Source organism: Variovorax sp. GW821-FHT09B05 (genome assembly GCF_059418265.1).
The window spans coordinates 176,105-201,742 of record NZ_JBWKPN010000003.1 but is presented as its reverse complement, the minus strand read 5'-3'; the positions used below and the strand labels follow the sequence as shown (position 1 = coordinate 201,742).

General features: G+C 71.4%; 24 protein-coding genes. 17 read left to right on the top strand and 7 right to left on the bottom strand.

Annotation, left to right across the window (positions count from 1 at the left end; translation table 11 throughout):
• Complete coding sequence (locus tag AC07RM_RS09355) at nt 1-1,995, top strand: serine/threonine-protein kinase (protein WP_495334278.1); 1,995 nt, start codon at nt 1-3, stop codon at nt 1,993-1,995.
• Nucleotides 1,996-2,011: 16 nt separating this feature from the next.
• Here the strand turns inward: AC07RM_RS09355 and AC07RM_RS09350 are convergent, their stop codons facing one another.
• Nucleotides 2,012-2,554 (bottom strand): cysteine hydrolase family protein, encoded by a 543-nt coding sequence (locus tag AC07RM_RS09350; RefSeq protein ID WP_495334277.1) that lies wholly within the window; start codon nt 2,552-2,554, stop codon nt 2,012-2,014.
• Nucleotides 2,555-2,607: 53 nt separating this feature from the next.
• Nucleotides 2,608-4,146, bottom strand: coding sequence for a YifB family Mg chelatase-like AAA ATPase (locus AC07RM_RS09345; protein WP_495334276.1), 1,539 nt, complete (start codon nt 4,144-4,146; stop codon nt 2,608-2,610).
• Nucleotides 4,147-4,360: 214 nt separating this feature from the next.
• Between AC07RM_RS09345 and AC07RM_RS09340 the strand changes: the two genes are divergently transcribed.
• The 9 genes from AC07RM_RS09340 to glcF all read left to right on the top strand — a co-directional run bounded on the left by AC07RM_RS09340 (nt 4,361) and on the right by glcF (nt 14,074).
• Nucleotides 4,361-5,239, top strand: a complete 879-nt coding sequence (locus tag AC07RM_RS09340) for a TorF family putative porin (RefSeq protein ID WP_093343929.1) — start codon at nt 4,361-4,363, stop codon at nt 5,237-5,239.
• 66 nt (nt 5,240-5,305) lie between these two features.
• Nucleotides 5,306-5,644 (top strand): P-II family nitrogen regulator, encoded by a 339-nt coding sequence (gene glnK / locus AC07RM_RS09335; protein ID WP_007833403.1) that lies wholly within the window; start codon nt 5,306-5,308, stop codon nt 5,642-5,644.
• A 29-nt stretch (nt 5,645-5,673) separates the two neighbouring features.
• The gene (locus AC07RM_RS09330) at nt 5,674-7,095 is read left to right on the top strand and encodes an ammonium transporter (protein WP_495334275.1); all 1,422 of its coding nucleotides are present in this window, start codon (nt 5,674-5,676) and stop codon (nt 7,093-7,095) included.
• 275 nt (nt 7,096-7,370) lie between these two features.
• The gene (locus AC07RM_RS09325; protein WP_495334274.1) at nt 7,371-8,300 is read left to right on the top strand and encodes an SMP-30/gluconolactonase/LRE family protein; all 930 of its coding nucleotides are present in this window, start codon (nt 7,371-7,373) and stop codon (nt 8,298-8,300) included.
• A gap of 10 nt (nt 8,301-8,310) precedes the next feature.
• Nucleotides 8,311-9,204 (top strand): LysR substrate-binding domain-containing protein, encoded by an 894-nt coding sequence (locus AC07RM_RS09320; RefSeq protein WP_431511014.1) that lies wholly within the window; start codon nt 8,311-8,313, stop codon nt 9,202-9,204.
• A 145-nt stretch (nt 9,205-9,349) separates the two neighbouring features.
• Nucleotides 9,350-10,852, top strand: a complete 1,503-nt coding sequence (locus tag AC07RM_RS09315; protein ID WP_495334273.1) for an FAD-linked oxidase C-terminal domain-containing protein — start codon at nt 9,350-9,352, stop codon at nt 10,850-10,852.
• Nucleotides 10,852-11,973 carry a glycolate oxidase subunit GlcE gene (gene glcE, locus AC07RM_RS09310; RefSeq protein ID WP_495334272.1) on the top strand — a complete coding sequence of 374 codons (1,122 nt, stop codon included), beginning with the start codon at nt 10,852-10,854 and terminating at the stop codon, nt 11,971-11,973. The genes AC07RM_RS09315 and glcE overlap by 1 nt, the downstream gene beginning before the upstream one ends.
• 9 nt (nt 11,974-11,982) lie before the next feature.
• Nucleotides 11,983-12,795, top strand: a complete 813-nt coding sequence (locus tag AC07RM_RS09305) for a YoaK family protein (protein ID WP_093343938.1) — start codon at nt 11,983-11,985, stop codon at nt 12,793-12,795.
• A 43-nt stretch (nt 12,796-12,838) separates the two neighbouring features.
• Nucleotides 12,839-14,074, top strand: coding sequence for a glycolate oxidase subunit GlcF (glcF, locus tag AC07RM_RS09300; protein ID WP_495334271.1), 1,236 nt, complete (start codon nt 12,839-12,841; stop codon nt 14,072-14,074).
• A gap of 4 nt (nt 14,075-14,078) precedes the next feature.
• On the opposite strand, the gene AC07RM_RS09295 is transcribed toward glcF, so the two are convergent.
• Nucleotides 14,079-14,306, bottom strand: a complete 228-nt coding sequence (locus tag AC07RM_RS09295; RefSeq protein WP_495334270.1) for a hypothetical protein — start codon at nt 14,304-14,306, stop codon at nt 14,079-14,081.
• A 184-nt stretch (nt 14,307-14,490) separates the two neighbouring features.
• On the opposite strand from AC07RM_RS09295, the gene AC07RM_RS09290 reads away from it, so the two are divergent.
• Complete coding sequence (locus AC07RM_RS09290; protein ID WP_296774536.1) at nt 14,491-14,910, top strand: carboxypeptidase regulatory-like domain-containing protein; 420 nt, start codon at nt 14,491-14,493, stop codon at nt 14,908-14,910.
• Nucleotides 14,911-14,913: 3 nt separating this feature from the next.
• On the opposite strand, the gene AC07RM_RS09285 is transcribed toward AC07RM_RS09290, so the two are convergent.
• Genes AC07RM_RS09285 through lplT form a run of 3 tightly spaced genes read right to left on the bottom strand, consistent with a single transcriptional unit; the run spans nt 14,914 to nt 17,644 of the window.
• A complete protein-coding gene (locus tag AC07RM_RS09285) occupies nt 14,914-15,405 on the bottom strand; it encodes a glutathione peroxidase (protein ID WP_208509048.1) in 492 nt (163 codons plus the stop codon).
• A 10-nt stretch (nt 15,406-15,415) separates the two neighbouring features.
• Complete coding sequence (locus AC07RM_RS09280) at nt 15,416-16,306, bottom strand: DMT family transporter (protein ID WP_495334269.1); 891 nt, start codon at nt 16,304-16,306, stop codon at nt 15,416-15,418.
• 33 nt (nt 16,307-16,339) lie between these two features.
• Entirely contained in the window at nt 16,340-17,644 is a 1,305-nt protein-coding gene (gene lplT, locus AC07RM_RS09275; protein WP_093343952.1) for a lysophospholipid transporter LplT, read from the bottom strand.
• Between the two features lie 178 nt (nt 17,645-17,822).
• On the opposite strand from lplT, the gene alr reads away from it, so the two are divergent.
• The 6 genes from alr (at nt 17,823) to AC07RM_RS09245 (ending at nt 24,634) form a co-directional block, all read left to right on the top strand.
• Entirely contained in the window at nt 17,823-18,932 is a 1,110-nt protein-coding gene (gene alr, locus AC07RM_RS09270) for an alanine racemase (RefSeq protein ID WP_495334268.1), read from the top strand.
• The gene (locus tag AC07RM_RS09265) at nt 18,929-19,657 is read left to right on the top strand and encodes a hypothetical protein (protein ID WP_495334267.1); all 729 of its coding nucleotides are present in this window, start codon (nt 18,929-18,931) and stop codon (nt 19,655-19,657) included. Before alr ends, AC07RM_RS09265 begins: the two co-directional genes overlap by 4 nt.
• A gap of 15 nt (nt 19,658-19,672) precedes the next feature.
• Nucleotides 19,673-20,665: a LysR family transcriptional regulator gene (locus AC07RM_RS09260; protein ID WP_495318486.1), complete on the top strand. Its 993-nt coding sequence runs from the start codon at nt 19,673-19,675 to the stop codon at nt 20,663-20,665.
• 105 nt (nt 20,666-20,770) lie between these two features.
• Nucleotides 20,771-22,381, top strand: a complete 1,611-nt coding sequence (locus AC07RM_RS09255; RefSeq protein WP_495334266.1) for an AMP-binding protein — start codon at nt 20,771-20,773, stop codon at nt 22,379-22,381.
• Nucleotides 22,382-22,395: 14 nt separating this feature from the next.
• On the top strand, nt 22,396-23,604 hold the full coding sequence (locus tag AC07RM_RS09250; RefSeq protein ID WP_495334265.1) for an acyl-CoA dehydrogenase family protein: 1,209 nt from the start codon (nt 22,396-22,398) through the stop codon (nt 23,602-23,604).
• Nucleotides 23,605-23,638: 34 nt separating this feature from the next.
• On the top strand, nt 23,639-24,634 hold the full coding sequence (locus AC07RM_RS09245; RefSeq protein WP_093343960.1) for a tripartite tricarboxylate transporter substrate binding protein: 996 nt from the start codon (nt 23,639-23,641) through the stop codon (nt 24,632-24,634).
• Between the two features lie 3 nt (nt 24,635-24,637).
• On the opposite strand, the gene AC07RM_RS09240 is transcribed toward AC07RM_RS09245, so the two are convergent.
• The gene (locus AC07RM_RS09240; protein ID WP_495334264.1) at nt 24,638-25,558 is read right to left on the bottom strand and encodes a LysR family transcriptional regulator; all 921 of its coding nucleotides are present in this window, start codon (nt 25,556-25,558) and stop codon (nt 24,638-24,640) included.
• Nucleotides 25,559-25,638: the final 80 nt, after the last annotated feature.

Genomic DNA, 25,638 nt, shown 5'->3' with positions numbered 1-25,638 from the left:
ATGACGACGGAAGGACGCACCGGCCCTCCGGTGGGCACCGACCCGCAGGAGCGGCCCCACCCGCTGGCCATCGGCCACCGGCTCGACGAGTTCGAGCTGCTCGAGGTGATCGGCGAAGGCGGCTTCGGCATCGTCTACCGGGCCTACGACCACTCGCTGCAGCGCGAGGTCGCGATCAAGGAGTACATGCCCTCGATGCTCGCGCGGCGCATCGGCGACGACAGCGTGCACGTGCGTTCCGACCGGCTCACGGCCACCTTCCAGGCCGGGCTGCGCAGCTTCATCAACGAGGCGCGCACGCTCGCGCAGTTCAGCCATCCCGCGCTGGTGCGCGTGCATCGCTTCTGGGAATCGAATTCGACCGCCTACATGGCGATCCAGCTCTACAAGGGTCGCACCCTGCGCCGGCTGGCCGACGAGGAGCCCGGCACCATCTCCGAAGCCTGGCTGCTCGGCATGCTCGGGCCGCTGCTCGGCGCGCTCGAGACGCTGCACCGCAGCGGCTGCTTCCACCGCGACATCGCGCCCGACAACATCTTCATCCAGCAGGACGGCCTGCCGGTGCTGCTGGACTTCGGCGCGGCGCGCAAGTCGATCGCCGACCTGGTCGACGAGGTGGCGGTGATGGTGAAGTCGGGCTACTCGCCGATCGAGCAGTACGCCGACGACAACACGCTGCTGCAGGGCGCCTGGACCGATCTCTACGCGCTGGGCGCGGTGCTCTACCGCGCCGTCACCGGCCACCCGCCGCCCTCGGCCGTGGTGCGCAGCGTGCAGGACGCCTACGTGCCGCTCGCGAGCCTGAACCGGCCCGACCTGAGCCCGGCCTTCTGCGCCGCGGTCGACCACACGCTGGCCGTGCACAGCAAGGACCGCACGCAGACCGTGGCGGCCTTCGCGGCCGAGCTCGGGCTCAGCAAGCTCGGTGACATCTACGTAGGCGGGCTCGCGGCGCCGGTGCACGCGGCGGGCGTGGCCGCGGTGCCTGCGCCGGCAGCGGCGCCCGTGGTGCCCGTCGCGTTGCCCGAGTCGTATGCGCCTGTCTCCGCGCCCGCGCCCTTCGAGGCATTGCCGCCGGTCGCGCCGCCGGCCCGCGCGCCGGCCGCGCGCCGGCCCGCGAAGAAATCCTCGCTGCCGCGCTGGGGCCTGGTCGGCGTGCTGCTGGTGGCGCTGGTCGCGGTCGGCAGCTGGATCGGCCTGCGCATCACGCAGTCGCCGCCGCCCACCAGCACCGCGATGGCACCGCCGGTGCCGCCGCCGGGCGCGCCGATGTCGAACCCCGCCTCGCCGCCCGCCGTGATGCCGCCCGCCGCGCCGGCTTCGGCCACGGTGCCCGCCGCCTCGCAGCCGCCGTCGACCGATGGCGGTGCCGGCGTCGCGGCCGCGCCCACCGGCGGCAACTCGCCGACCGCCGTGCCGCCGGCCACCGCGCCGGGCAGCAACGGCGCGCTGAGCCCGCTCGACAACGTGCCCGTGACGCCCGCGAGCCCGCCGCCCGAGCCCGCGCTGGCGATCAGCGAGGCCGAGGACTGGAACCTCGCGCAGGCCGAGAACACGCGCGAGGGCTACGAGGCCTACCTGCGCCGCTACCGCCGCGGCCCGCATGCGCGCGATGCGCGCAATGCCATCGCCGAGCTCAACCGGCTCGCGCAGCCGGCCTCCACGCAGCCCGTGGTGCCGGGCACCGTGCCGCCGGGCACGCCTGGCGTGCCGGGAGCGCCGGGTGCAACAACCCCGGTCGCGGGCGGCACGGCGGTTCCGCCCGTGCCGGGCGCCGCGGCCGGCATGGGCCGCGTGACGCTCAACATCCGGCCCTGGGGCCAGGTCTTCGTCGACGGCGCCGACCGCGGCGTGAGCCCGCCGCTCAAGTCGCTGTCGCTGCGCCCCGGCATCTACAACATCGAGGTGCGCAACGGCGACCTCGAGGTCTACCGGCAGCGCGTGACGGTGCAGGACAGCAAGTCAGCGCCGGTGGTGAGCCACGAGTTCAAGTAAGGGGCGAAGGCGGCGGTCAGCCGAGCAGGCTGGCCGCGGTCACCACCTGCGCGTACTCGCCCTGCAGGTTGGCCAGCGCCATCGCATGGACCTGCTCCGCGCCGAAAGTTGCGCCATCGATGCCCGCGCGGTCGAAGGCGAAGCTGGCATCGGACACCACCGTGACCGCGAAGCCGAGGCAGCTCGCGGTGCGCGCCGTGGCCTCGACCGACATGTTGGTGGCCACGCCGACCACCACGAGCGCCTCGATGCCGCGCACGCGCAGCCAGCGCTCGAGGCCCGTGTGCGTGAAGGCATCGGTCACGTTCTTCTCGACCACGTGCTCGGCGCGCAGCGGTGCCAGTGCGTCCTGGAATTCCGCGCCGGGCTGGCCCGGGAAGAACACCGACTCGGCGAAGCGCGACATGTGACGCACATGGACCACGGGGCGGCCGGTGGTGCGCCAGTGCATGAGCAGGCGCTGCACCTGGGCTTCCGCGTCGGGGTTGTTGCGGCGGCCCGCGCGCGGTTCCTGCATGCCTTTCTGCATGTCGATGACGAGGAGGGCGCGGTCGGTCATGGCGAGCCTGAAGTGAGCGGGACTGCGCCGCACTCTAAGCGATGTGCCGGGCGCTACAGGCCCTTCTGCAGCGCCCGCCGGTACTGCACCGCCTCGGCCACGTGCGCCGTCTCGATGACCGGTGCCCCCGCGAGATCGGCGATGGTGCGCGCCACCTTGAGCGCGCGGTGCGTGCTGCGCGCCGACCAGCCGAGCCGGGCGGCGGCCGTGTGCATGAAGCGGCGCGCCTCGTCGCCGAGCGACGCATGGCGATCGATGTCGGCGCCCTGCAGCGCCTGGTTGGGCCGGCCCTGGCGTTCGATCGCGCGCTCGCGCGCGGCGGCTGCGCGCGCGCGGATGGCGGCCGTGGTCTCGCCCGCGGGTGCGTCGAGCAGTTGCTGCGCCGACACCGCGGGCACTTCGATGTGCAGGTCGATGCGGTCGAGCAAGGGGCCGCTGAGCTTGCGCTGGTAGCGCGCCACCTGGTCGGGCGTGCAGCGGCAGGCTTTCGTGGGCGCGCCCAGAAAACCGCAAGGGCAGGGGTTCATCGCGGCGATGAGCTGGAAGCGCGCCGGAAAATCCGCCCGCCGCGCGGCCCGCGCGATGGTGATGGTGCCGGTCTCGAGCGGCTCGCGCAGCGCCTCGAGCGCGGCGCGCGAGAACTCGGGGAATTCGTCGAGGAACAGCACGCCGTGGTGCGCCATCGAGATCTCGCCGGGCCGCGGCGGCGAACCGCCGCCGACCAGCGCCACCGCGCTCGAGGTGTGGTGCGGCGACGCGGTCGGCCGGTGCATCCAGCGCTCGGTCGAGAAGCGGCCGCCGAGGCTCGCGATGGCGGCGCTCTCGAGTGCTTCATCGATGCGCATCGGCGGCAGCAGGCCCGCGAAGCGCTGGCCCAGCATCGACTTGCCCGAGCCCGGCTCGCCCATCATCAGCAGGCTGTGGCCGCCGGCCGCGGCGATCTCGAGCGCGCGTTTGGCGCCGGCATGGCCCTTCACGTCGGCCATGTCGGCATAGGCGGGGGCATCGGCTTGCGTGGACGCATGGGCGCGCGACCAGCCCTCGTCGTCCGCCTCCAGGTCGGCTTGCGCATCGGCCGGCAGGAAGCGCCGCACCACGTCGAGCAGGTGCCTGGCGCCGTAGACCTCGCCGCCGGGCACCAGCGCGGCCTCGTCGGCGCTGGGCGCGGGCAGCACCAGCCGGGTGGCGATGCCGCGCGTGTGCAGCGCGAGCGCCATCGCGAGCGCGCCGCGCACCGGCCGCAGCTCGCCCGACAGCGAGAGCTCGCCCGCGAACTCGTGGCCCGCGAGCCGCGCGCCCTCGATCTGGCCGCTGGCCGCGAGGATGCCCAGAGCCATCGGCAGGTCGAAGCGGCCCGAGTCCTTGGGCAGGTCGGCCGGCGCCAGGTTGACGGTGATGCGCTTGTTGTGCGGGAACTCCAGCCCGGCGTTCTGGATGGCCGAGCGCACGCGCTCGCGCGCTTCCTTGACCTCGGTTTCGGCCAGCCCGACCAGCGTGAAGCTCGGCAGGCCGTTGGCCAGATGCACCTCGACCGTGACACTGGCCGCTTCCAGCCCGAGCAAGGCGCGGCTTTGCACCAAAGACAGACTCATTCTCTGCTTCCTCCCTATATTGGTGCGCCCGATTCCGGTCGTCGCGGGCGTCTTGTTCTTTTTTCGGTGCAAGGCACAAAGCCTTGCGCTTGTAACCATTTTTGGCTGGCTTCCTTGGGCGCGCTTCAACCGGTCACCGGGGGATGTGCACTTTGGCACGCTCCCTGCTTTGAGGGTCATCAGGTTCCACAACACTACTTGCGAGGAGTTCCCGATGACGCACCGTTCCGCCGCCCAGGCCCTGATCGTCCTGGCCACCGCATTGACCACGTCGGGCGCCGCCCTGGCGCAGGCCACCCCAGACGCTGCGGCGGCGCCTGCAGCGGCACCCGCTGCTTCTCCGATCACGGCCAACATCTCGCTGACCACGAACTACAAGTTCCGCGGCCAGGACCAGGACATGATCGGCCGGGACGACTTCGCCAAGACCCGCGGCGTGAAGCCCGCCATCCAGGGCGGCTTCGACTACGCCTTCGGCGAGAGCGGCTTCTATGTCGGCAACTGGAACTCCAGCGTCAACTGGCTCAAGGGCAACAGCGTCGAGGTCGACCTGTACGGCGGCTACAAGTTCAAGGCCGGCCCGCTGGACATGGACGTCGGTGCGCTGACCTACATCTACCCGGGCAACTCCCTCGGCAACACCACCGAGCTCTACGGCGCGGCCACCTACGCCAACGAAACCTTCGGCTCGTTCACGGCCAAGTACTCGCACACGGTGTCGAAGGACTACTTCGGCTACGCCGGCAACAAGAACGGTTCGGGCCTCAAGGGCCGCAACACCGGCTACCTGAACCTGAGCTACAGCAAGGAGATCGTGCCCAAGGTCACGCTCAAGGCCGCCGTGGGCTTCACCCGCTTCTCCAGCGACATCCGCCACAACACGGCCGCCAAGAACTACGTCGACTACAACGTGGGCGCCACCTACGACTTCGGCGGCGGTCTCACGCTCACCGGCTCGGTGCAGGGCGCGAACAAGAAGGACGCGTTCAACGTCGCGGCCGGCCCGCTGTACGACTTCGGCTTCTACACCGTGCAGCAGGTCTACTCGCCCAACAAGCCGCGCTTCATCCTCACGCTGACGAAGACGCTGTAAGCACGCAACACAACGAGGCGCGGCCCATGCTGCCGCGCGAATTCTTTCCATCCAAAGGAGCAACTCATGAAGCTGGTCACAGCCATCATCAAACCGTTCAAGCTCGACGAAGTGCGCGAAGCCCTCTCGGCCATCGGCGTGCAGGGGATCACCGTCACCGAGGTCAAGGGTTTCGGCCGCCAGAAGGGCCACACCGAGCTCTACCGCGGCGCGGAGTACGTCGTCGACTTCCTGCCCAAGGTCAAGATCGAGGCGGCGGTCTCGGATGACCTCGTCGACCGCGTGATCGAAGCCGTCGAAGGTGCCGCGCGCACCGGCAAGATCGGCGACGGCAAGATCTTTGTCTACAACCTCGAGCAGGTCGTGCGCATCCGCACCGGCGAAACGGGCCGCGAAGCCCTTTGATCGAGTCCAGGCCCGAAAGAACAACGTCCATGAAAAAACTGTTTGTCTCCCTCGCGCTCGGCTTGAGCGTGCTTGCCGCCGGCACCACCGGCTTCGCGCAGACGCCCGCGCCCGCCGCCGCCGCTTCGGCGCCGGCCGCCGAGGCCTCGGCACCGGCCGCGGCGCCCGCCGCAGCGGCACCGGCTGCTGCCGCGCCCGCCGCCGCACCGGCCGCGGCACCGGCACCCAAGGTCGATTCGGGCGACACCGCCTGGATGCTGACCTCCACGCTGCTCGTGATCCTGATGACCATCCCCGGCCTCGCGCTGTTCTACGGCGGCCTGGGCCGCTCGAAGAACATGCTGTCGGTGCTGATGCAGGTCTTCGTGATCTTCTCGCTGATCAGCATCCTGTGGGCCATCTACGGCTACAGCCTCGCCTTCACGGGTGAAGGAAGCTTCGTCGGTACCTTCGACAAGATCTTCCTCAAGGGCGTGTCGCAGGAGACCTTCGGTGCGCTCACGACGATCCCCGAGTACGTGTTCGTCGCGTTCCAGGGCACCTTCGCCGCCATCACCGTGGCGCTGATCGTCGGCGCCTTCGCCGAACGCGCCAAGTTCTCGGCCGTGCTGCTGTTCTCGGTGCTGTGGTTCACCTTCGCCTACGTGCCGATGGCCCACATCGTCTGGGGCGGCGGCCTGCTCGGCAAGGACGGAGCGCTCGACTTCGCGGGCGGCACCGTGGTGCACATCAACGCCGGCGTGGCCGGCCTGGTCGGTGCCTACATGATCGGCAAGCGCGTGGGCTACGGCAAGGAAGCCTTCACGCCGCACTCGCTCACGCTCACCATGGTCGGCGCCTCGCTGCTGTGGGTCGGCTGGTTCGGCTTCAACGCCGGCTCGGCGGGTGCCGCCAACGCCGCCGCCGGCCTGGCCTTCGTGAACACGGTGCTCGCCACCGCCGCCGCCGCGCTGTCCTGGATCCTGGGCGAGAGCCTGCACAAGGGCAAGGCCTCGATGCTGGGTGCCGCCTCGGGCGCCGTCGCCGGCCTCGTCGCAGTGACCCCTGCCGCCGGCTTCGTCGGCCCGATGGGTTCGATCGTGCTGGGCCTGCTGGCCGGCCTGGTCTGCCTCTGGGGCGTGGGCGGTCTCAAGCGCATGCTCGGTGCCGACGACGCGTTCGACGTGTTCGGCGTCCACGGCGTGGGCGGTATCCTGGGTGCCATCCTGACCGGCGTGTTCGCGGCCCAGGGCCTCGGCGGCACCGGCGGCCTGACCCCCGACACCTTCTCGATGGGCGCCCAGGTCTGGATCCAGATCAAGAGCGTGCTGTTCACCATCGTCTGGTCCGGCGTCGTGGCGTTCATCGCCTTCAAGATCGCCGACCTGGTGCTCGGCCTGCGTGTGACCGAAGAGGAAGAGCGCGAAGGCCTCGACATCTCGTCGCACGGCGAAACCGCCTACAACCGCTGATCGGACAAGCTCCGACACGCGACAAGGACACCGCGGGTTCCTCGCTCCAGAGGAAGGGACCCGCGGTCCACCACCAGACCACCACCCTGTTTTTCCAAGGTACTTCCAAGGTCCTTCCAAGGTTTCCTGAAGCCCATTTTTTTCAGCGAGAGTCTCCTTTGGATGTTCAGCCCGCAAGCACTCCGGTGCGAGCGGGCTTTTTTTTGTCCTCGGCCCGGCGCGGCCCGGTGCGGTCCGACAGCGGCGGGCCGTGGCGCGGGGGCACAATCCCCGTCATGTGGACCCCCCTGGACAACAGCCTCAGCGCCCTCGGCGAATCGCCGTTCTGGCACCCGCAGGAACGTTCCCTGTACTGGCTCGACATTCCCGGCCGCGCGGTGCTGCGCACGCGCGGCGAGGTCGGCCCCGGCGGCGCGGTCGAGCGCTGGGACCTGCCGACCGAACCCGGCTGCATGGCGCCCGCGCGCAGCGGCGGCCTGGTGATCGCGCTGCGCGACGGCATCTACCGCGCGCGTGAATGGGGCGGCACGCTGGCCGCGATCGCGCGCGTGGAGCACGACGCGGCCACCATGCGCTTCAACGACGGCAAGTGCGACGCGCTGGGCCGCTTCTGGGCCGGCAGCATCAACGAGGCGAAGGACCGGGCCAATGCCGCGCTCTACTGCCTCGACGCGCGCCGCGACGACGGCCAGTCGCCAATGCTCTCGCAGATGGCCGAGGGCGTGACCACGGCCAACGGCCTCGCGTTCTCGCCCGACGCGCGCACGCTCTACTGGGCCGACACGCCGGCCCACGCGGTGCGCGCCTGGGACTGGGACGCCGCGCACAACACGCTCTCGCACGGCCGCGTTTTCAAGCAGTTCGACGCCAAGCCCGAAGGCTGGGCGCCCGGTTCGGCGCTGGCCTATGGCGGGCGGCCCGACGGCGCCACGGTCGATGCCGAGGGCCACTACTGGGTCGCGATGTTCGAGGGCGCGCAGCTGCTGCGCCTCGCGCCCTCGGGCGAGGTCGTGGCGGCCTTCGCGCTGCCGGTGCAGTGCCCGACCATGCCCTGCCTCGGCGGCGACGACCTGCGCACGCTGTTCGTCACCACCGCGCGCAAGGGCCGGCCCGAGGCCGAACTGGCGCAGAAACCCGCCTCGGGCATGGTGCTGTCGATGCGCGTCGAGACGCCCGGCCTGCCGGTCCATTTCTTCGAGGACTAGTCCGCGCCGCATGGCCCTGCAGCACATCCCGCCGATCCAGTGCCTCGTGACCTTCGAGGCGCTGGCGCGGCTGCGCCACGCGGGCCGCGCGGCCGACGAGCTCTGCGTGACCGCCAGCGCTGTCAGCCACCGCATCCGCCAGCTCGAGTCGCACGTGGGCTTCAAGCTGTTCGGCCGCGGCGACTTCAGCCTCACGGCCGACGGCGCGGCCTACCTCGCCAACGTGCGCACCGGCCTGGCCGCGCTGCAGGCGCATGCCGGCGGCGGCAACGCGGCGGCGGGCCAGCGCGCCGCCACGCGGCTGCGGCTCGCGGTCACGCCGACCTTCAGCCGCCAGTTCCTCATGCCGCGGCTCGAACTGTTCCGCAACATCTATCCCGACATCGACCTGGTGCTGCAGGTGTCGATCCCGCTGCTCGACGTGACCGCCGAGCCGGCCGACCTCGAGGTGCGCTACGGCGGCGGCAACTACGCCGACTGCGAGCACCGCCCGCTGCTCGAGGAACTGGTGGTGCCGGCCTGCAGCCCGAGCTACCTCAACGAGTTCGGCCCGTTCCACGGTTTCCGCACCGCGGCCGAGATCGCGGCCGCGCGGCTGATCCGCAGCCCCCTCGAACCCTGGGGCACCTGGTTCGCGAGCTGCGGCATCGACCAGCCCGAGCCGCAGCTGGGCTCGCAGTTCAACGACCTGGGCCTGGTCTACGACGCGGCCGCCAGCGGCTTCGGCGTGGCGCTGGTGCGCCAGAAGATGGGCGCGGCCTGGTTCGAATCGGGCCGGCTGGTGGCGCTGTCGGAGCATGCCGTGCGCTCGCCGCACCGCCACACGCTGTGCTGGCAGCCGGGCGCGCTCGAGCGCTGGGAGTGCGCGGCCTTCGCCGACTGGCTGGTGCAGGCGCTGCGCTGAACACGGTCCGGGCCCGCGCGGCGCGGCGAAGATTCCTCAAGTCCGCCGCAAAAATCCTTCAACCCGGAGGCCGCGCATTTCCTTAGAGTGGGGGGCCGGCCCCCGCCAGGCATCCGCAGAAGAACACCGAGAAGAGACTTCGCCCATGAACGCGCCCCCGAGCCCGACGCAGCATGCGTCGCTCCAGAAGACAGAACGCCAGTCGCAGGTCGTGCGCGCGCTGCAGGCCCACCTGCCGGCGCATGCGCTGATCTGGCATGCCGAGGACACCACGCCCTACGAGTGCGACGGCCTCACGGCCTACCGCCAGCGGCCGCTGGTGGTGGCGCTGCCCGAGACCGAGGCGCAGGTGGCCGCCGTGCTGCGCACCTGCCACGGGCTGGGCGTGCCGGTGGTGGCGCGCGGCTCGGGCACGGGGCTGTCGGGCGGCGCCATGCCGCACGAGATGGGCGTGACCTTGTCGCTCGCCAAGTTCAACCGCATCCTCAAGATCGACCCGGTCGCGCGCACCGCGCTCGTGCAGTGCGGCGTGCGCAACCTCGCCATCAGCGAGGCGGCCGCGCCCTACAACCTCTACTACGCGCCCGATCCCTCGAGCCAGATCGCCTGCTCGATCGGCGGCAACGTGGCCGAGAACTCGGGCGGCGTGCACTGCCTCAAGTACGGCCTCACGCTGCACAACGTGCTCCAGGTGCGCGGCTTCACGGCCGAGGGCGAGCCGGTGGCGTTCGGCAGCGAGGCGCTCGATGCCGCCGGCCTCGACCTGCTGGCGCTGGTGATCGGCAGCGAGGGCATGCTCGCCGTCACCACCGAGGTCACGGTGAAGCTGGTGCCCAAGCCGCAGCTGGCGCGCTGCATCATGGCCAGCTTCGACGACGTGCGCAAAGCCGGCGACGCGGTGGCCGCGGTGATCGCCGCGGGCATCATCCCCGCGGGGCTCGAGATGATGGACAAGCCCATGACCGCCGCCGTCGAGGACTTCGTGCACGCGGGCTACGACCTCGACGCGGCCGCCATCCTGCTGTGCGAATCCGACGGCACGCCCGAGGAGGTCGAGGAGGAGATCGGCCGCATGACGGCCGTGCTGCGCGGCTGCGGCGCCACCGCCATCGCGGTCAGCAACAGCGAGGACGAGCGCATGCGCTTCTGGAGCGGGCGCAAGAACGCCTTTCCGGCCTCGGGCCGCATCAGCCCCGACTACATGTGCCTCGACTCCACCATCCCGCGCAAGCGGCTGGCCGACATCCTGCTCGCGATCCAGGCGATGGAGCAGAAGTACGGCCTGCGCTGCTGCAACGTGTTCCACGCGGGCGACGGCAACCTGCATCCGCTGGTGCTGTTCGATGCCAACGACCCCGACGAGCTGCACCGCTGCGAGCTGTTCGGCGCCGACATCCTCGAGACCAGCGTCGCGATGGGCGGCACCGTCTCGGGCGAGCACGGCGTGGGCGTCGAGAAGCTCAACAGCATGTGCGTGCAGTTCACGGCCGCCGAGAACGAGCAGATGTTCGGCGTCAAGCGCGCCTTCGATCCCGAGGGCATGCTGAACCCCGGCAAGGTGATCCCCACGCTGCAGCGCTGCGCCGAGTACGGCAAGCAGGTGGTGCGCGGCGGCCGGCTGCCGCATCCCGAGCTGCCGAGGTTCTGATGAGCAGCGGCATCGATCACGCATTGGGCCAGGCCGTCGAGCGCATCCGCGCCGCGGCCGCCGACGGCACCGTGCTGCGCATCCGCGGCGGCGGCAGCAAGGATTTCTACGGCGAGGCGCCGCGCGGCGAGCTGCTCGACACGCGCCTGCTCGCGGGCATCGCGAGCTACGAGCCCAGCGAGCTGGTCGTGACCGTGCGCGCGAGCACGCCGCTGGCCGAGCTCGAGGCGGCGCTGGCCGAGAAGGGCCAGTGCCTGGCCTTCGAGCCGCCGCACTTCGCGGCGGATGCCACCGTCGGCGGCATGGTCGCCGCGGGCCTCGCGGGCCCGTCGCGCGCCAGCGTGGGCAATGTGCGCGACTACGTGCTCGGCGCCACGCTGGTCAACGGCCGCGGCGAGGTGTTGAGCTTCGGCGGCCAGGTGATGAAGAACGTGGCGGGCTACGACGTCTCGCGCGTGCTCGCGGGTTCGCTCGGCACGCTGGGCCTGATCGCCGAGGTCAGCCTCAAGGTGCTGCCGGTGCCGCCGGCCGAGGCCACGCTGGAGTTCGCCTGCGACCAGGCCGATGCGCTGCGGCTGCTCAACGAATGGGGCGGCCGGCCGCTGCCGCTCAACGCGAGCTGCTGGTTCGAGTACGCGGGCGCCGGCGCGCTCTACCTGCGGCTGCGTGGCGCGGTGGCGGCGGTCGAGGCCGCGTGCGCGCACCTCGGCGGCGAACGCAAGGACAAGGAGCGCGCCGCGGCCGACTGGCAGTCGCTGCGCGAGCAGAGCCTGCCGTGGTTCGACACCGCGGCCGGACCCGATGCGCTGTGGCGCCTGTCGGTGCCGCAGACCGCGCCGGTGCTGGGGCTCGAGGCCTTCGGCGCGCCGCTGGTCGAGTGGCATGGTGGCCAGCGCTGGTACAAGGCACCGCCCACGCCGGCCGCGGCCGCGCGCCTCCGCGAGGCCGCGCGCGCGGCGGGCGGGCATGCGACGCTGTTCCGCCTGCCTGCGGGCAGCGAAGCCGCGGTGCCGCGCTTCGACCGGCTCGAGCCCGCCGTCGAGCGCATCCACCGCGCGCTGATGCGCGAGTTCGATCCGCACGCCGTGTTCGACTGCGGCCGGCTCCACGCCTTCGACTGAACGACCCCCATGCGGCGCCTGCGCTTTCTCACCGGCCGCCATCGCGCGCCCTCGACCAACCACATGCTCGGCCTGCTGCTCGCGTTCAACGCCGGCGCCGTCAATGCGGGTGGCTTCCTGGTGCTGCACATGTACACCTCGCACATGACCGGCTTCACCTCGCAGGTGGCCGACGGCCTGGTGCTCGGCAACGCGACCCTGCTGCTCAATGCGCTGGGCGCGATCCTGGCCTTCGTGGCGGGCGCGGCGGTCTCGGCGCTGCTGGTCAACTGGGCGCGCCAGCACCATCTGCGCAGCGTCTATGCGCTGCCGCTGCTGCTCGAGTCGGCGCTGATGCTGCCCTTCGGCCTGATGGGCGCGATCACGCTGACCTGGCACACGCCCTTCGCGGTGCCGCTCACGGTGCTGCTGCTGTCCTTCATCATGGGGCTGCAGAACGCGGTGGGCTCCAAGACCTCGGGCGGCCGCATCCGCACCACCCACATGACCGGCAACCTCACCGACCTCGGCATCGAGCTCGGCAAGCTGCTGTACTGGAACCGCCGCGCGAAGCCCGGCGAAACCCTGGCGGGACCGGTGCGCCACAACGGCGCGCGGCTGCGGCTGTTCGCGGGGCTGGTCGGCATGTTCGTCACGGGCGGCATCGTCGGCGCGGCCGGCTTCACCTACGTCGGCTTCGTCTGCGTGGTGCCGCTGGCGGCGCTGCTGCTGGCGCTGTCGCTGCCGCCCTTCATCGAGGACGTGCGGCGTTCGGCCCACCTGCGCCAACTGCTCGGCGCGATCCGCCCGCGGCGCAAGAACGACGCGTCCTCCGGCCCCTGAGGCCGGCGAGTTTCACGAGACAACGACAAGAACCGACCCCACGATGCAAACCGAGCTCGCTCCCGAATTCCGCGGCACCGACGACGGCCGCGAGGCCGAGGCCATCCTGCGCAAGTGCGTGCACTGCGGCTTCTGCACCGCCACCTGCCCGACCTACCAGCTGCTCGGCGACGAGCTCGACGGCCCGCGCGGGCGCATCTACCTGATCAAGCAGGTGCTCGAGGGCCAGGCGCCCACGCGCAGCACGCAGCTGCACCTCGACCGCTGCCTGACCTGCCGCAACTGCGAGAGCACCTGCCCGAGCGGCGTGCAGTACGGCCACCTGGTCGACATCGGCCGGCGCATCGTCGACGAGAAGGTGCCGCGTCCCGCGATGGAATCGGCCACGCGCTGGGTGCTCAAGGAAGGCCTGCCCTCGCCGCTGTTCGGCCCCGCGATGAAGCTGGGCCAGTCGGTGCGCGGCCTGCTGCCCGAGGCACTGAAGGCCAAGGTGCCCGCGAAGCAGGCGGCCGGTGCCTGGCCCACCGCCACGCATGCGCGCAAGGTGCTGATGCTCGCGGGCTGCGTGCAGCCCTCGATGATGCCGAACATCAACACCGCCACCGCGCGCGTGCTCGACGCGGGCGGCATCCAGGCCGTGCTCGCGCCCGAGGCCGGCTGCTGCGGCGCGGTGAAGTTCCACCTCAACGACCAGGAGGGCGGCAAGGCGCAGATGCGCGCCAACATCGACGCCTGGTGGCCGCTGGTCGAACGCAACGAGGTGGAGGCCATCGTGATGAACGCCTCGGGCTGCGGCGTCACCGTGCGCGAGTACGGCCACGTGCTGCGCAACGATCCGGCCTACGCGCTGAAGGCTGCGCGCATCAGCGAGCTCACGCGCGACCTCGGCGAGCTGCTTCCCGACCTGGTGCCCGCGCTCAAGCCACGCGTGCGCGCGACGCCCGGCACCATCGCCTACCACCCGCCCTGCACCCTGCAGCACGGCCAGAAGCTGCGCGGCGGCATCGAGACTCATCTGCGTGCCTTGGGCTTCGATGTGCGCGTGGCGATGAACGAATCGCACCTGTGCTGCGGTTCGGCCGGCACCTACTCGGTGCTGCAGCCCGAGCTCGCCTATCCGCTGCGCGACCGCAAGCTGGGCCACTTGAAGCAGCTGCAGCCGGTGGCGATCGCCTCGGCCAACATCGGCTGCATCACGCACCTGCAGAGCGGCAGCGGCGAGCTGCCGGTGCGGCACTGGGTCGAGCTGCTCGACGCGGCGCTGCAGCCGGCTGCGTGACGGCTCAATCGCAGCGGTAGGTGACCTCGCCCTGCGGCGCGCGGCCCGTGGTCGGCGGCACGAAGCGCAGCGGCGCGCCGAAGTTGCGGCAGTAGGCCTCGGCCTCCTCGGGGCTCGGCGAACGCAGCACGCCGTCGCCGAGCATGGTCACGCGCGGCGCGGTGCGGGTCGCGCAGCCGGCGAGAACGGCCGCCAGGGCCAGGAGGATCAGCGGAGTGGCGCGATGGCGCATGGCGTGACGGGCGCCAGGACGGCGGCGTGGAAGTGCGGGAGCGCCGACTGTAGCGGGTCCGGTCGTCCTGGCGCTTCCGGCCGGCTGCGCCACCGCCGCACACGCTGCCGCGCCCTGGTCCGACTCGCTCGACTGTGGCGCCGGCGCATCATTTCTGCATCCATCGCGCCAAGGAGTACATCCCATGTCCCGCTTTCCCACCCGTGCCGCGCTCGCGGCCGCCTTCCTGTCGCTCGCGGCCGGTGCCTTCACCAGCGCCCAGGCGCAATCCGCCATGCCCGCCTGGAAGGGCGAGGGCGCCACGCGCTACGTCTGCGGCGGCATCGGCTCCGACGAGTCGAAGGCCATGCGCGCCGCGATGAAGGAACACCCGCTGGCGCTGCTGTTCGCGCGCGCCGACGGCGCCTACCTGGCCGACCTGCAGGTCGAGATCAAGGGGGCGGACGGCGCCGCCGCGCTCTCGCTGCGCGCCTCGGGGCCGGTGTGCCTGGTCGACATACCCGCGGGCCGCTATACGGTGGTCGCGACCACCCAGGGCGGCGAGTCGAAGAGCCAGGCCGTCACGGTCGGCAGCGGCTCGACGACCGCGAGCTTCAGGTACTGAGCGTCAGGCGGAGGCGGCGAGCGCCGCCTCGATGTCGCGCGAGAGCGAGGCCGGCGTGTCGAGCGGCGCATAGCGCTTGCGCACCTGGCCGTCGCGCCCGACCAGGAACTTGGTGAAGTTCCACTTGATGGCGGTGCTGCCCAGCAGGCCCGGCTTCTCCTTCACCAGCCACTGGTACAGCGGCGCGGCGCCGCTGCCGTTGACGTCGATCTTCTCCATCATCTGGAAGCTCACGCCGTAGTTCTTCATGCAGAAGGCGCCGATCTCCTCGTTGGTGCCCGGGTCCTGGCCGCCGAACTGGTTCGACGGGAAGCCCAGCACCGCGAGGCCCTGGCCGGCGTACTTCTCGTGCAGTTCCTCGAGGCCCGCGAACTGCGGCGTGAAGCCGCACTTGCTCGCGGTGTTGACGATGAGCAGCACCTTGCCCTTGTAGGCGGCGAGGCTCACGGGCTGGCCGTCGATCTGTCTGGCCTCGAAGTCGTAGACGCTGGTCATGGGGATTTCCTCAAGGGGTCGAAGGAGCGCGATCTTCGCTCGCGGCGGGCGTTCGCGCAAACGAGGACCAGACCGCGGCCGCCACGATCAGCGCGCCGCCCGCGAGGATGCGCGAGTTCATCGTGGCCGCGCCCAGCGCCACCGACGACACGCTCGCGAACAGCACCTCCGACAGCATGATCACCGCCGTCGCGCTGGCCGCCAGCCGCGCGGCGCCGTACTGCAGGCAGACGTTGGCGATCACGAAGCCGAAGCCCAGCAGCGCGGCCCAGCCGATCCAGCCCGGCGAAGCGGTAGTGGGCGGCGCGAAGGCGCCGAGCGCGGTGCCGGTCAGCGCGGCCGTGCCCGCCACCACCGCGCAGCCGCAGAACATCGCGAGCGCGCGCGATTCGCCGGGCGCCGCGCGCAGCTGGCGCAGCACGATGTTGGTGACCGCGAAGCCGAAGCCCGCCGCCACGCCGAGCCAGTCGGGCAGGCTCGAGGGCACGGGCCAGTCGGTGCCCGGCGTCTTGAGCACCACCGCCACGCCGGCCAGCGCCAGCGCCACGCGCGCCAGCGATCCGCCCGTGGGCCGCTCGCCCAGCACGGCCCAGCCCAGCAGCACGCTCCACAGCGGCATCAGGTAGAACAGCAGCACCACGCGCACCACGTCGCCCTGCGTCACGGCCCAGTTGAAGCCCACGTTGGTGAAGCCGGCCGCGAGGCCCAGCAGCACCAGCATCGGATAGGCGGCGAAACCGGCCCAGGCGCCGCGGCGCAGCAGGCCCACCACGGTGGCGATCGCGAGGTAGATCAGGCAGGTGGTCCACACCGGATGCAGGCCATGGCCTTCGATGTGGCGGAACGGAAACCACGACAGCCCCCAGACGAAGGCATTGAAGATCAGGGCGAGGGCGGGCATCGGGCGGGCAAACCGCCGAGCATAGCCGGGCCCTCAGTGGTGCTTGTCGCTGCGGGCGATGGCGAGCAGGTGCTCGACTTCCTCGGGGTACTTCTTGAGGTTGTTCTCGTGCCAGCGCTTGATGATCCACATGCAGCCCGCCACCACGAAGCCGAAGGCGCTGATCGCGCCGTAGGCCGACAGGCCCAGGCCGGTGCACACGCTGTAGAAGCCGCCGAGCAGCAGGATGCAGGCCTGCTCGTTGAAGTTCTGCACCGCGATCGAGCGGCCGGCGCCCATCAGGTTGTGGCCGCGGTGCTGCAGCAGCGCGTTCATCGGCACCACCAGGAAGCCGCCGAGGCCGCCCAGGATGATGAGGAAGGGCACCGCGAGCCACACGTTGCCGATGAAGTTCATGCAGATCACCATCAGCCCCATCGCGATGCCCATGGGGATCACGCGGGTGGCCATGTCCAGCCGCATGCGCATCGAGGCCACGATGGCGCCCACGGCGGTGCCGATGGTCACCACGCCAGTGAGGATCGAGGCCTGCGTGGTGTTGTAGCCCAGCGCCAGCGAGGCCCAGGCCAGCACGATGTACTTGAGGTTGCCGCCCGCGCCCCAGAACAGGGTGGTGGTGGCCAGCGAGATCTGGCCCAGGCGGTCGCGCCACAGGCGGGCGTTGCAGTGCCAGAAGTCGGGCAGCAGGCCGACCAGGTTGCGCGCCAGGCTGTGCTCGGGGTTGGAGCGCATCGGCCGCATCTCGACGCCGGTGTGCGGAATGCGCGTGTTGAACCAGGCCGCGACCATGTAGACCACGATCAGCACCGAGAGCGCGGCCTCGGCCGGCGAATCGATGCCGGTGTCGATGAAGGGCATGTCGAAGGCCAGCAGCTTGCTCGACACCGCGTGCCCCACCAGCGAGCCGCCGAGCACGATGCCCAGCAGGATCGAGGCGATCGTCAGGCCCTCGATCCAGCCGTTGGCCTTGACCAGCTGCGAGGCCGGCAGCAGCTCGGTGAGGATGCCGTACTTGGCCGGCGAATAGGCGGCCGCGCCCAGGCCGACGATCGAATAGGACAGGAGCGGGTGCGAGCCGAACAGCATCATCAGGCAGCCGAACACCTTGATGGCGTTGCTGACGAACATCACCCGCCCCTTGGGCAGCGCATCGGCGAAGGCGCCCACCAGCGGCGCGAGCACCACGTAGAAGACGGCGAAGATCGGCACCAGCGCCGCGCGCTGCCATTCGGGCGCGCCGGCGTTTCGCATGAGATCGACCGCAACGACGAAGAGCGCTTGGTCGGCCAGCGACGAAAAGAACTGGGCCGACATGATCGTGTAGAAACCGCGCTTCATCGATGGGCTGGCTGGCCAGGGGGGTCGCTGGCAGTAGTGAAAAAGTGTCGCGTGGAAGGCGAGTGGGCGGTTATAGCATGGGGGTACGACAGGCCCTGCAGGCAGCTTCTGCGTATTCGACCCCATTCCCGAAGATGCTAAAACGTGGTCTGCAAATCGTTTTCAAAGACCCTTCGCCATGCCCCGCCCCATTCTCGCCACGGTTCACACCGCCGCCTTGCGCCACAACCTCGAGCGCGTGCGCCGCAATGCGCTCGATTCCCGCGTCTGGGCGGTGGTCAAGGCCAATGCCTACGGCCACGGCATCGAGCGCGTCTACGAGGGGCTGCGCGGCGCCGACGGCTTCGCGCTGCTCGACCTGGCCGAGGCGCAGCGCGTGCGCGCGCTGGGCTGGCGCGGCCCGGTGCTGCTGCTCGAGGGCGTGTTCGAGGCGCGCGACCTCGAGCTGTGCTCGCGGCTCGACCTCTGGCACACGGTGCACTGCGACGAGCAGATCGACATGCTCGCGGCCCACAAGACCCTGCAGCCGCACCGCGTATTCCTCAAGATGAACTCGGGCATGAACCGCCTGGGCTTCACGCCCGAGCGCTTCGCCGCCGCCTGGACCCGCCTCAACGCGCTGACCCAGGTCGACGAGATCTCGCTGATGACCCACTTCAGCGACGCCGACGGCGAGCGCGGCATCGCGCACCAGGTCGAGGCCTTCGAGCGCGCCGCGCGCGACCTGCCGGGCGAGCGTTCGATCGCCAACAGCGCCGCCACCCTGCGCCATGCCGACAGCACGCGCGCCGACTGGGTGCGCCCCGGCATCGTGCTGTACGGCAGCGCCCCCGACTTCCCGGCCAACGATGCCGCCCATTGGCAGCTGCAGCCCACCATGACGCTGTCGACCAAGCTGATCGGCGTGCAGACCCTGCAACCGGGCGACACCATCGGCTACGGCTCGCGCTTCACGGCCGATGCGCCGCTCCACATCGGCATCGCGGCGGTCGGCTATGCCGACGGCTATCCGCGCCACTGCGACACCGGCACCCCGGTGCTGGTCAACGGCGTGCGCACGCGCATGGTCGGGCGCGTCAGCATGGACATGATCACGGTCGACCTCACGCCCGTGCCCGACGCGCAGTTCGGCAGCGAGGTCACGCTGTGGGGCCGCTCGGCCGTCAACGATGCGGTGCTGCCCATCGACGAGGTGGCGCGGGCCGCGGGCACCGTGGGCTACGAGCTGATGTGCGCGGTGGCCCAGCGCGTGCCCTTCGCACCCGAGACCGTCGACCACGACCGATGAAGGTCCTCTCCAACTGGCGCTCGGTGCGCCTTTGGGAGACGCAGGTCGAGCGCGACCTGCACCGCCACCACAGCCTGCGCACGCACGGCATCCTGATCGGCAGCTTCACGCTGCTGCTGATGTGGGGCGCCTCGGCGCTGCAGATGCATCTGCTGGGCGTGCAGTCGCTGGCGGTGCGCTACTTCATGACCCTGGGCGTGGGCTACCTCGGCTACCTGCTGGTGCTGCGCTGGTGGGCGCAGCGGCTGGTGGAGGGGCGCGCCGACCTCGGTGACGCGGCCGATGCCGGCGAGCTGGCCTTCGACGCGGGCAGCGCGCTCGCGCGCTCGGGGGCCAGGGCGGACGGCGGCCTGCTGTCCGACGCCGCCAGCGGCGCGCTCGAGGTCGCCGGCGGTGCCGACGAGGGCGCCGTGGTGGTCGTGCCGGTGGTCGCGATCTTCCTGGTCGGCATCGCGGTCGTGCTCGGCGCCGGTTCGCTGGTGCTGCTGTATTTCAGCTGGGACGCGCTGCTGGCCGTGGCGATCGAGGTGGCGTTCTCGTACGTCTCGGCGCGCGCCGCGGTGCGCGTGGCGCGCGAGGGCTGGCTCCTGGCGGCGGTGCGGCTGACCTGGAAGCCGCTGCTGGGCGCGGTCGCCTGCGCCGTGATCCTCGGCGCCACCCTCGACCATTTCCTGCCCGAGGCGCGCAGCCTGCCCGAGGCGGTGCGCATGCTGCTCGGGCGCTGAGGCGAGGCCCGCACCGTGGACCTGCGCACCCTGCGCTACTTCATCGCCGTGCTCGAGGCCGGCAGCCTCTCGCGCGCCGCGGGCACGCTCTACATCGCGCAGCCGGCGCTCACGGCGCAGATCAAGAAGCTCGAGGCCGAGCTCGGCGCGCAGCTGTTCGACCGCTCGCACGCGGGCGTCACGCCCACGCCCGCGGGCCTGCAGCTCTACGAGGACGCGCGGCGCCTGCTGTCCGATGCCGACGCGGTGCGCGAGCGCATCCAGCGCCTGCCGCAGGGTCCCGAGGGCTCGGTCACGGTGGCCGTGCCCTTCCTGCTGGCCTCGCTGCTGCTCGGGCCGGTGCTGGCCGAGCTCAAGGCCTCGCATCCGCGCATCCGCGTGTTCGTGCTCGACGACCTGAGCCTGATGGTGAAGAAGGCCATGCTCGACCGCCGCGCCGACGTCGGCATCCTGGTCGACACGCCGCAGGTCGAGGGCCTGGCCTGCCGCCCGCTCGCGCGCGAGGCCATCTTCGCCTGCGGCTTCGACCGCGACGGCAGCGTGGCGCCGCGCCTGCGCGCCGGCCGGCGCAGCAAGGCCCGGCCCGCGCCGCGACCCGAGATCGACTTCGCCGACGCGGCCCGGCTGCCGCTGGTGCTGCAGTCGCGCCGCTTCGCGATCCGCCAGCGCGTGGAGGAGGCCGCGGCCACGCTCGGCGTGGCGCTCAACCTCGCGCACGAGCACGATTCGGCGCGCGTGATCCGCTCGCTCTATGTCTGCGGCGCCGGCTTCACCTTCACGCCGGCCTGCGCGCTGTCGGACAACCCGCCCGCGGGCGAAGGCTGGATCGCGGCGCGCGTGGTGCGGCCCGCGCTGCAGCGCAGCTACGCCATCGCCACGCCGGCCGACCGCGCGCCCGATCCCGCCGCCCAGGTGGTGGCGCGCGCGCTGGTGCGGCAGGCCGCGCGGCTGATCGCCGAGGGCCGCTGGGAGGCCGAGCTGCTCGCCGAGGTCGAGCCCGAGGCATAGCGCGACGCGCTTCTCGCAAGCCAGGCCATCAATGCGATTGATGGCTCGGCATCAGCAAACGGTATTTCCTGTGACGAAGCGCTTTGGCGGACAGTGGCGCATCGCATGCACGAACGCATGCCTGCCTCCAGGAGACACCCCTTGCCACAGACCACCCCCCGGGTCGCCAACGTCGGCGAACTCGTTTCGCGCTGCGCGCGCCTGCACGGCCCGCGGATCGCGCTGCGCACCGAATCCCGCAGCCTCAGCTACGAGGCGCTCGATCGCCGTTCCAACCGGCTCGCCAACGCGCTGCTGGGGCTGGGCCTCGCGCGCGGCGACAGCGTCGGCATCTACCTGCCGAACTGCATCGAGATCGTCGAGGTCGAGCTGGCCTGCTACAAGGCCGCGCTGGTCAAGGCGCCGTTCAATGCGCGGCTCTCGCCCGCCGAGGTCGGCGAGATCGTCGCCAACAGCGGCGCCGCGTTGATCGTCACCACGGCCGAGCGCGCGGAAAGCTTCCTGCCGCACCTGAAAGGCGACGCGCGCCCCATGCTGCTGTTCGTCGACGTGCCCGAGGGCGACGCCGCTTCGTATGAGGGCGCGCTCGGCCGCGCCAGCGACGCCTTCGAGGCCGCGCGCGTCGAGGCCGACGAACTCGCCGTGCTGCACTACACCTCGGGCTCCTCGGGCGTGCTCAAGGCCGCGATGCAGACCTTCGGCAACCGGCTCGCGCAGCTGCGCAAGTTCCTCGTGCGCTCCGAAGGCATGCGCGAAGGCCACCTGCTGGGCCTGGTCGGTCCGGTCACCCATGCCTCGGGCATGCAGATCGTGCCCGCGCTGTGCAGCGGCGCCACCATCCGGCTGTTCGCGGGCTTCGAGCCCGGCCGCTTCCTCGCCGACATGAAGGCCGAGCGCGTGACCCACACCTTCATGGTGCCGACCATGATCAACATGCTGCTGGCCGAGCTCGAGGGTCGCTACCGCCCGCTGCCCGACCTGCAGCGCCTGGGCTACGGCGCCGCGCCGATGGCGCCCGCGCGCATCCTGCGCGCCATGGACGTGTTCGGCCCGGTGCTGTCGCAGGGCTATGGCGCGGGCGAGACCACCTCGGGCGTCTGCGGCCTCGGCGTCGAGGACCACCTGTTCGCGCGCGCCGCCGCGCCCGGGCGGCTGGCCTCGTGCGGCCGGCCCTTCCTCGAGTCGCTGGTGGAGATCGTCGACGACGCGGGCCAGCCCGTGGCCCGCGGCGAGATCGGCGAGATCGTGGTCAGCGGCCCCGACGTGTTCGCCGGCTACTGGCGCGCGCCCGAGCTCACGGCCGAGGTGCTGAAGGACGGCCGCTACCACACGGGCGATCTCGCGCGCGCCGACGACCAGGGCTTCGTCTACATCGTCGACCGCAAGAAGGACATGGTGATCAGCGGCGGCTTCAACGTCTATCCCTCGGAGGTCGAGGCCGTGCTCTACCAGCACGAGGCCGTCGCCGATGCCTGCGTGTTCGCCGTGCCCGACGACAAGTGGGGCGAGGCCGTGGCCGCGCACGTGGTGCTCAAGCCCGGCCATGCGCTCGACAGCGGCGCGCTCGATGCCTTCTGCGCCGAGCGGCTCGGCGGCTTCAAGCGGCCGCGCCGCGTGGAGTTCGTGGGCACGCTGCCGAAGAACCCGAACGGCAAGGTCGCGCGCAAGGCGATCCAGGCGCCGTACTGGGCCGGCCAGAGCCGCATGGTCAATTGAAGGAAGGAAAGGACATGAACGCATCCCTTTCGTCGTCCGGCGCGAACGCGCGGCCCTTCGAAGGTTCCGCGCGCGCGGCCGAGCTGATCGCGCGCATCGAGGACTTCCTGCATGGCGAGCTCGCCGACCTGGTGCGCGCGCACGGCATCGACCACGAGCACGGCGCGAGCCGCGAACTGCTGCGACAGGTCTGGCGCCGCTCGCAGGCGCTGGGCTTCTACGGCATGACCCTGCCCGAAGCCATGGGCGGGCTCGGCCTCTCGGTGCTCGACCACGCGCTCGTGAAGGAAGCGATCTACGCGAGCGGCTCGCCGCTGGCACCGCACGTGCTCGGCGAGCTCAGCGGCCCGCCGCGCGTGGGCGCGCTGGTGCGCAAGGCCACGCCGCACCACATGGAGCGCTTCATCGTGCCGGTGGCGCGCGCCGAGAAGGCGATCTGCTTCGCGCTGACCGAGGCCGAGGCCGGCTCCGACGCGGGCGCGGTGCAGACGCGCGCCGTGCGCGAGGGCGAGCACTTCGTGCTCAACGGCCGCAAGCGCTTCATCTCGGGCTCGCCCTTCGCCGACTTCGCGGTGCTGATGGCCTCCACCGCGAGCGACCCGGCGCTGCGCGAGGTCAGCGCCTTCTTCGTCGACCTGGCGCAGCCCGGCGTGCGCGTGGAGGCCGGCTACAAGACCATGGCGGGCCAGTCGCACACCGGCGACATCGTGCTCGAGGACTGCCGCATCCCGGTGGCGAACCTCGTCGGCGAACCCGGCCGCGGCCTCGCGCTCGCGCTCGGGCGCATCACGGTCAACCGCCTCTTGCACTGCCCCGCGATGGTGGGGCTGGCCGCGGTGGCGCTGCGCGATGCCTGCGAGTACGCGAGCCGGCGGCGCCAGTTCGGCCGCGCCATCGGCCAGTTCCAGGCGATCCAGCACATGCTCGCCGACATGGCGACCGAGCTGGCGGCCGCGCGCGCGCTGATGCTCGCGACCGCGCGCCAGATCGATGCCGGCTCGGAGGCGCGCGCCGAGGCCTCGATGGCCAAGCTGTTCTGCTCCGAGTCGGCCTTCCGCATCGCCGACCGCGCGGTGCAGATCCATGGCGGCGAGGGCATCGTGCAGGGCCGGCGCGTGGAGTTCCTGTTCCGCATGCTGCGCATGTACCGCGTGCTGACCGGCACCAGCGAGATCCAGCGCAACACCATCGCGCGCGAGCTGCTCGGCGAGCTTCCGGGCTGAACGCATCAACCAAGAACGACAAGGAGACAACCCCATGTGCTTCACGGACCGCCGCCGCTTCCTCGGCACCGCTTCCGCCGCGCTGGCCGCCTTCGCGCTGCCGGCCGCCTCGCGTGCCCGCGCGGCCGCCGCGCCCTGGCCCGAGCGCCCGATCAAGTGGGTCGTGCCCTACCTCGCGGGCACCGGCCCCGACATCACGGCACGCGTGCTGGCCGAGGCCGTGGGCCCGTTGCTGGGCCAGCCGGTGGTGATCGAGAACAAGGGCGGCGCGGGCGGCAACATCGGCGCGCGGCTGGTGGCGCGCGCGCCGGCCGACGGCTACACCTGGATCTACTCGGCCGCGCCGATGGCCGCCAACATGCGCATGTACCGCAGCCCCGGCTACGACGCGCTCAAGGACTTCCGCCACCTCATGCGGCTCACCACCTCCGACATCGTGCTGGTGGTGAACGCCAACGCCGGCATCGCGAGCCTGGCCGAGCTGGCCGCGAAGGCGCGCGCGAACCCCGGCAAGCTCGACTACGCCTCGGGCGGCGTCGGCACGCCCTCGCACCTCGGCGTGGAGCTGCTGCTGAACGCGCTCGGCGCGCAGGCCACGCACGTGCCCTACAAGGGCGCCTCGGAGCTGGTCAACGCCATCCTCGGCCAGCAGGTGGTGTTCGGCACGCCGATCCTGTCGGTGGCCGCGCCGCAGATCCAGGCCGGCAGGCTCAAGGCGCTCGCGATCGCGGGCGCGCGCCGCAACCCGACACTGCCCGAGGTGCCCACGCTGGCCGAGCTCGGCGTGAAGGGCGTCGAGCTGACCTCCTGGGGCGGCATCTCGGTGCCGGCCGGCACGCCCGATGCGATCGCCGAGCGCATCCGCGCGGCCTTCGAGAAGGCGCTCGCGCAGCCCGCGGTGCAGGCCACGCTGGCCGAGAACGGCGGCCTGGCCAGCCCGCAGGGCGCGCGCGAGTACACGCGCGGCTTCACGCAGGAGATGGCGCTGACCGAGACGATGATGAAGCAGGCGGGGCTGCAGCCGCAGTGAGGCTCAGCCCTCGGTGCCGAGGTGCGCCACGAGGTGGTCGATCAGCACCCGGCACTTGGGCACGGTGAAGCGGTTCGGCGGATAGAGGATCCACGCATGGCCGTGGTAGTTGCCGCGGAACTCCCAGTCGCCGAGCACGCGCGCCACGCGGCCCTCGCCCAGGGCCTGCTGCGCCGAGAAGGCCGGCACGCAGGCCACGCCCAGGCCGGCCATCGCGGCCTCCATGCGCATCTCGCTGTGGTTGGCGATGTAGCGGCCATGCACCGTCACCTCCACGTCGTCCTCGCCGGGGCGGCTGAAGCGCCAGTGGTTGTCGCGCTCGTGCTCGCCCAGCGACAGGCAGCTGTGGGCCGCGAGGTCGCGCGGGTGCGCGATGGCCGCATGGCCCTCGAGGTACGCGGGCGCGGCCACCAGGATGTGCGCCACCGCCATCAGCCGGCGCGCCACCAGCCCCTCGGGCGGCTCGGTGGTGAGCCGCACCACGAGGTCGACGCCCTCGCGGATCGGATCGATGTCGCGGTCCTCCACGATCAGTTGCACGTCGACCGCGGGATGGCGCGCGAGGAAGTCCAGCACCAGCGGATGCAGCACCCGGCGCGCGAAGGCCTTGGGCGCGCTCAGCCGCACCAGCCCGCGCGGTTCGGCCGAGAAGCGCTGCGCCAGCGCCATCGTGTCCTGCGCCGCGGCCGCCAGTTCGCGGCAGCGCTCGAAGGCCTCGGCGCCGGCCTCGGTCAGGCGCAGTTGGCGCGTCGTGCGCTGCAGCAGCTGCACGCCGATCTCCCTCTCGAGCCGCTTCACCTGCCGGCTCGCGGCCGAGGGCGTGATGCCCAGCAGGTCGGCCGCGGCCGAGAAGCTGCCGAGCTCGGCCACGCGCAGGAAGGCCACCATCTCGGGCAGTACCTTGAGGAATGAATTCGGTCCCACGGTGCAACAGTCCTGTTCCTGCGGATGGCTACTCGCCGCGATCGATGCCCGGAACAATTCCGCCTCGGGCCCTGCGCATG

Coding starts and splice junctions, on each gene's coding strand:
- AC07RM_RS09355 (WP_495334278.1), top strand. CDS start 1: ATGACGACGGAAGGACGCACCGGCCCTCCGGTGGGCACCGACCCGCAG.
- AC07RM_RS09350 (WP_495334277.1), bottom strand. CDS start 2,554: ATGACCGACCGCGCCCTCCTCGTCATCGACATGCAGAAAGGCATGCAG.
- AC07RM_RS09345 (WP_495334276.1), bottom strand. CDS start 4,146: ATGAGTCTGTCTTTGGTGCAAAGCCGCGCCTTGCTCGGGCTGGAAGCG.
- AC07RM_RS09340 (WP_093343929.1), top strand. CDS start 4,361: ATGACGCACCGTTCCGCCGCCCAGGCCCTGATCGTCCTGGCCACCGCA.
- glnK (WP_007833403.1), top strand. CDS start 5,306: ATGAAGCTGGTCACAGCCATCATCAAACCGTTCAAGCTCGACGAAGTG.
- AC07RM_RS09330 (WP_495334275.1), top strand. CDS start 5,674: ATGAAAAAACTGTTTGTCTCCCTCGCGCTCGGCTTGAGCGTGCTTGCC.
- AC07RM_RS09325 (WP_495334274.1), top strand. CDS start 7,371: ATGTGGACCCCCCTGGACAACAGCCTCAGCGCCCTCGGCGAATCGCCG.
- AC07RM_RS09320 (WP_431511014.1), top strand. CDS start 8,311: ATGGCCCTGCAGCACATCCCGCCGATCCAGTGCCTCGTGACCTTCGAG.
- AC07RM_RS09315 (WP_495334273.1), top strand. CDS start 9,350: ATGAACGCGCCCCCGAGCCCGACGCAGCATGCGTCGCTCCAGAAGACA.
- glcE (WP_495334272.1), top strand. CDS start 10,852: ATGAGCAGCGGCATCGATCACGCATTGGGCCAGGCCGTCGAGCGCATC.
- AC07RM_RS09305 (WP_093343938.1), top strand. CDS start 11,983: ATGCGGCGCCTGCGCTTTCTCACCGGCCGCCATCGCGCGCCCTCGACC.
- glcF (WP_495334271.1), top strand. CDS start 12,839: ATGCAAACCGAGCTCGCTCCCGAATTCCGCGGCACCGACGACGGCCGC.
- AC07RM_RS09295 (WP_495334270.1), bottom strand. CDS start 14,306: ATGCGCCATCGCGCCACTCCGCTGATCCTCCTGGCCCTGGCGGCCGTT.
- AC07RM_RS09290 (WP_296774536.1), top strand. CDS start 14,491: ATGTCCCGCTTTCCCACCCGTGCCGCGCTCGCGGCCGCCTTCCTGTCG.
- AC07RM_RS09285 (WP_208509048.1), bottom strand. CDS start 15,405: ATGACCAGCGTCTACGACTTCGAGGCCAGACAGATCGACGGCCAGCCC.
- AC07RM_RS09280 (WP_495334269.1), bottom strand. CDS start 16,306: ATGCCCGCCCTCGCCCTGATCTTCAATGCCTTCGTCTGGGGGCTGTCG.
- lplT (WP_093343952.1), bottom strand. CDS start 17,644: ATGAAGCGCGGTTTCTACACGATCATGTCGGCCCAGTTCTTTTCGTCG.
- alr (WP_495334268.1), top strand. CDS start 17,823: ATGCCCCGCCCCATTCTCGCCACGGTTCACACCGCCGCCTTGCGCCAC.
- AC07RM_RS09265 (WP_495334267.1), top strand. CDS start 18,929: ATGAAGGTCCTCTCCAACTGGCGCTCGGTGCGCCTTTGGGAGACGCAG.
- AC07RM_RS09255 (WP_495334266.1), top strand. CDS start 20,771: ATGCACGAACGCATGCCTGCCTCCAGGAGACACCCCTTGCCACAGACC.
- AC07RM_RS09250 (WP_495334265.1), top strand. CDS start 22,396: ATGAACGCATCCCTTTCGTCGTCCGGCGCGAACGCGCGGCCCTTCGAA.
- AC07RM_RS09245 (WP_093343960.1), top strand. CDS start 23,639: ATGTGCTTCACGGACCGCCGCCGCTTCCTCGGCACCGCTTCCGCCGCG.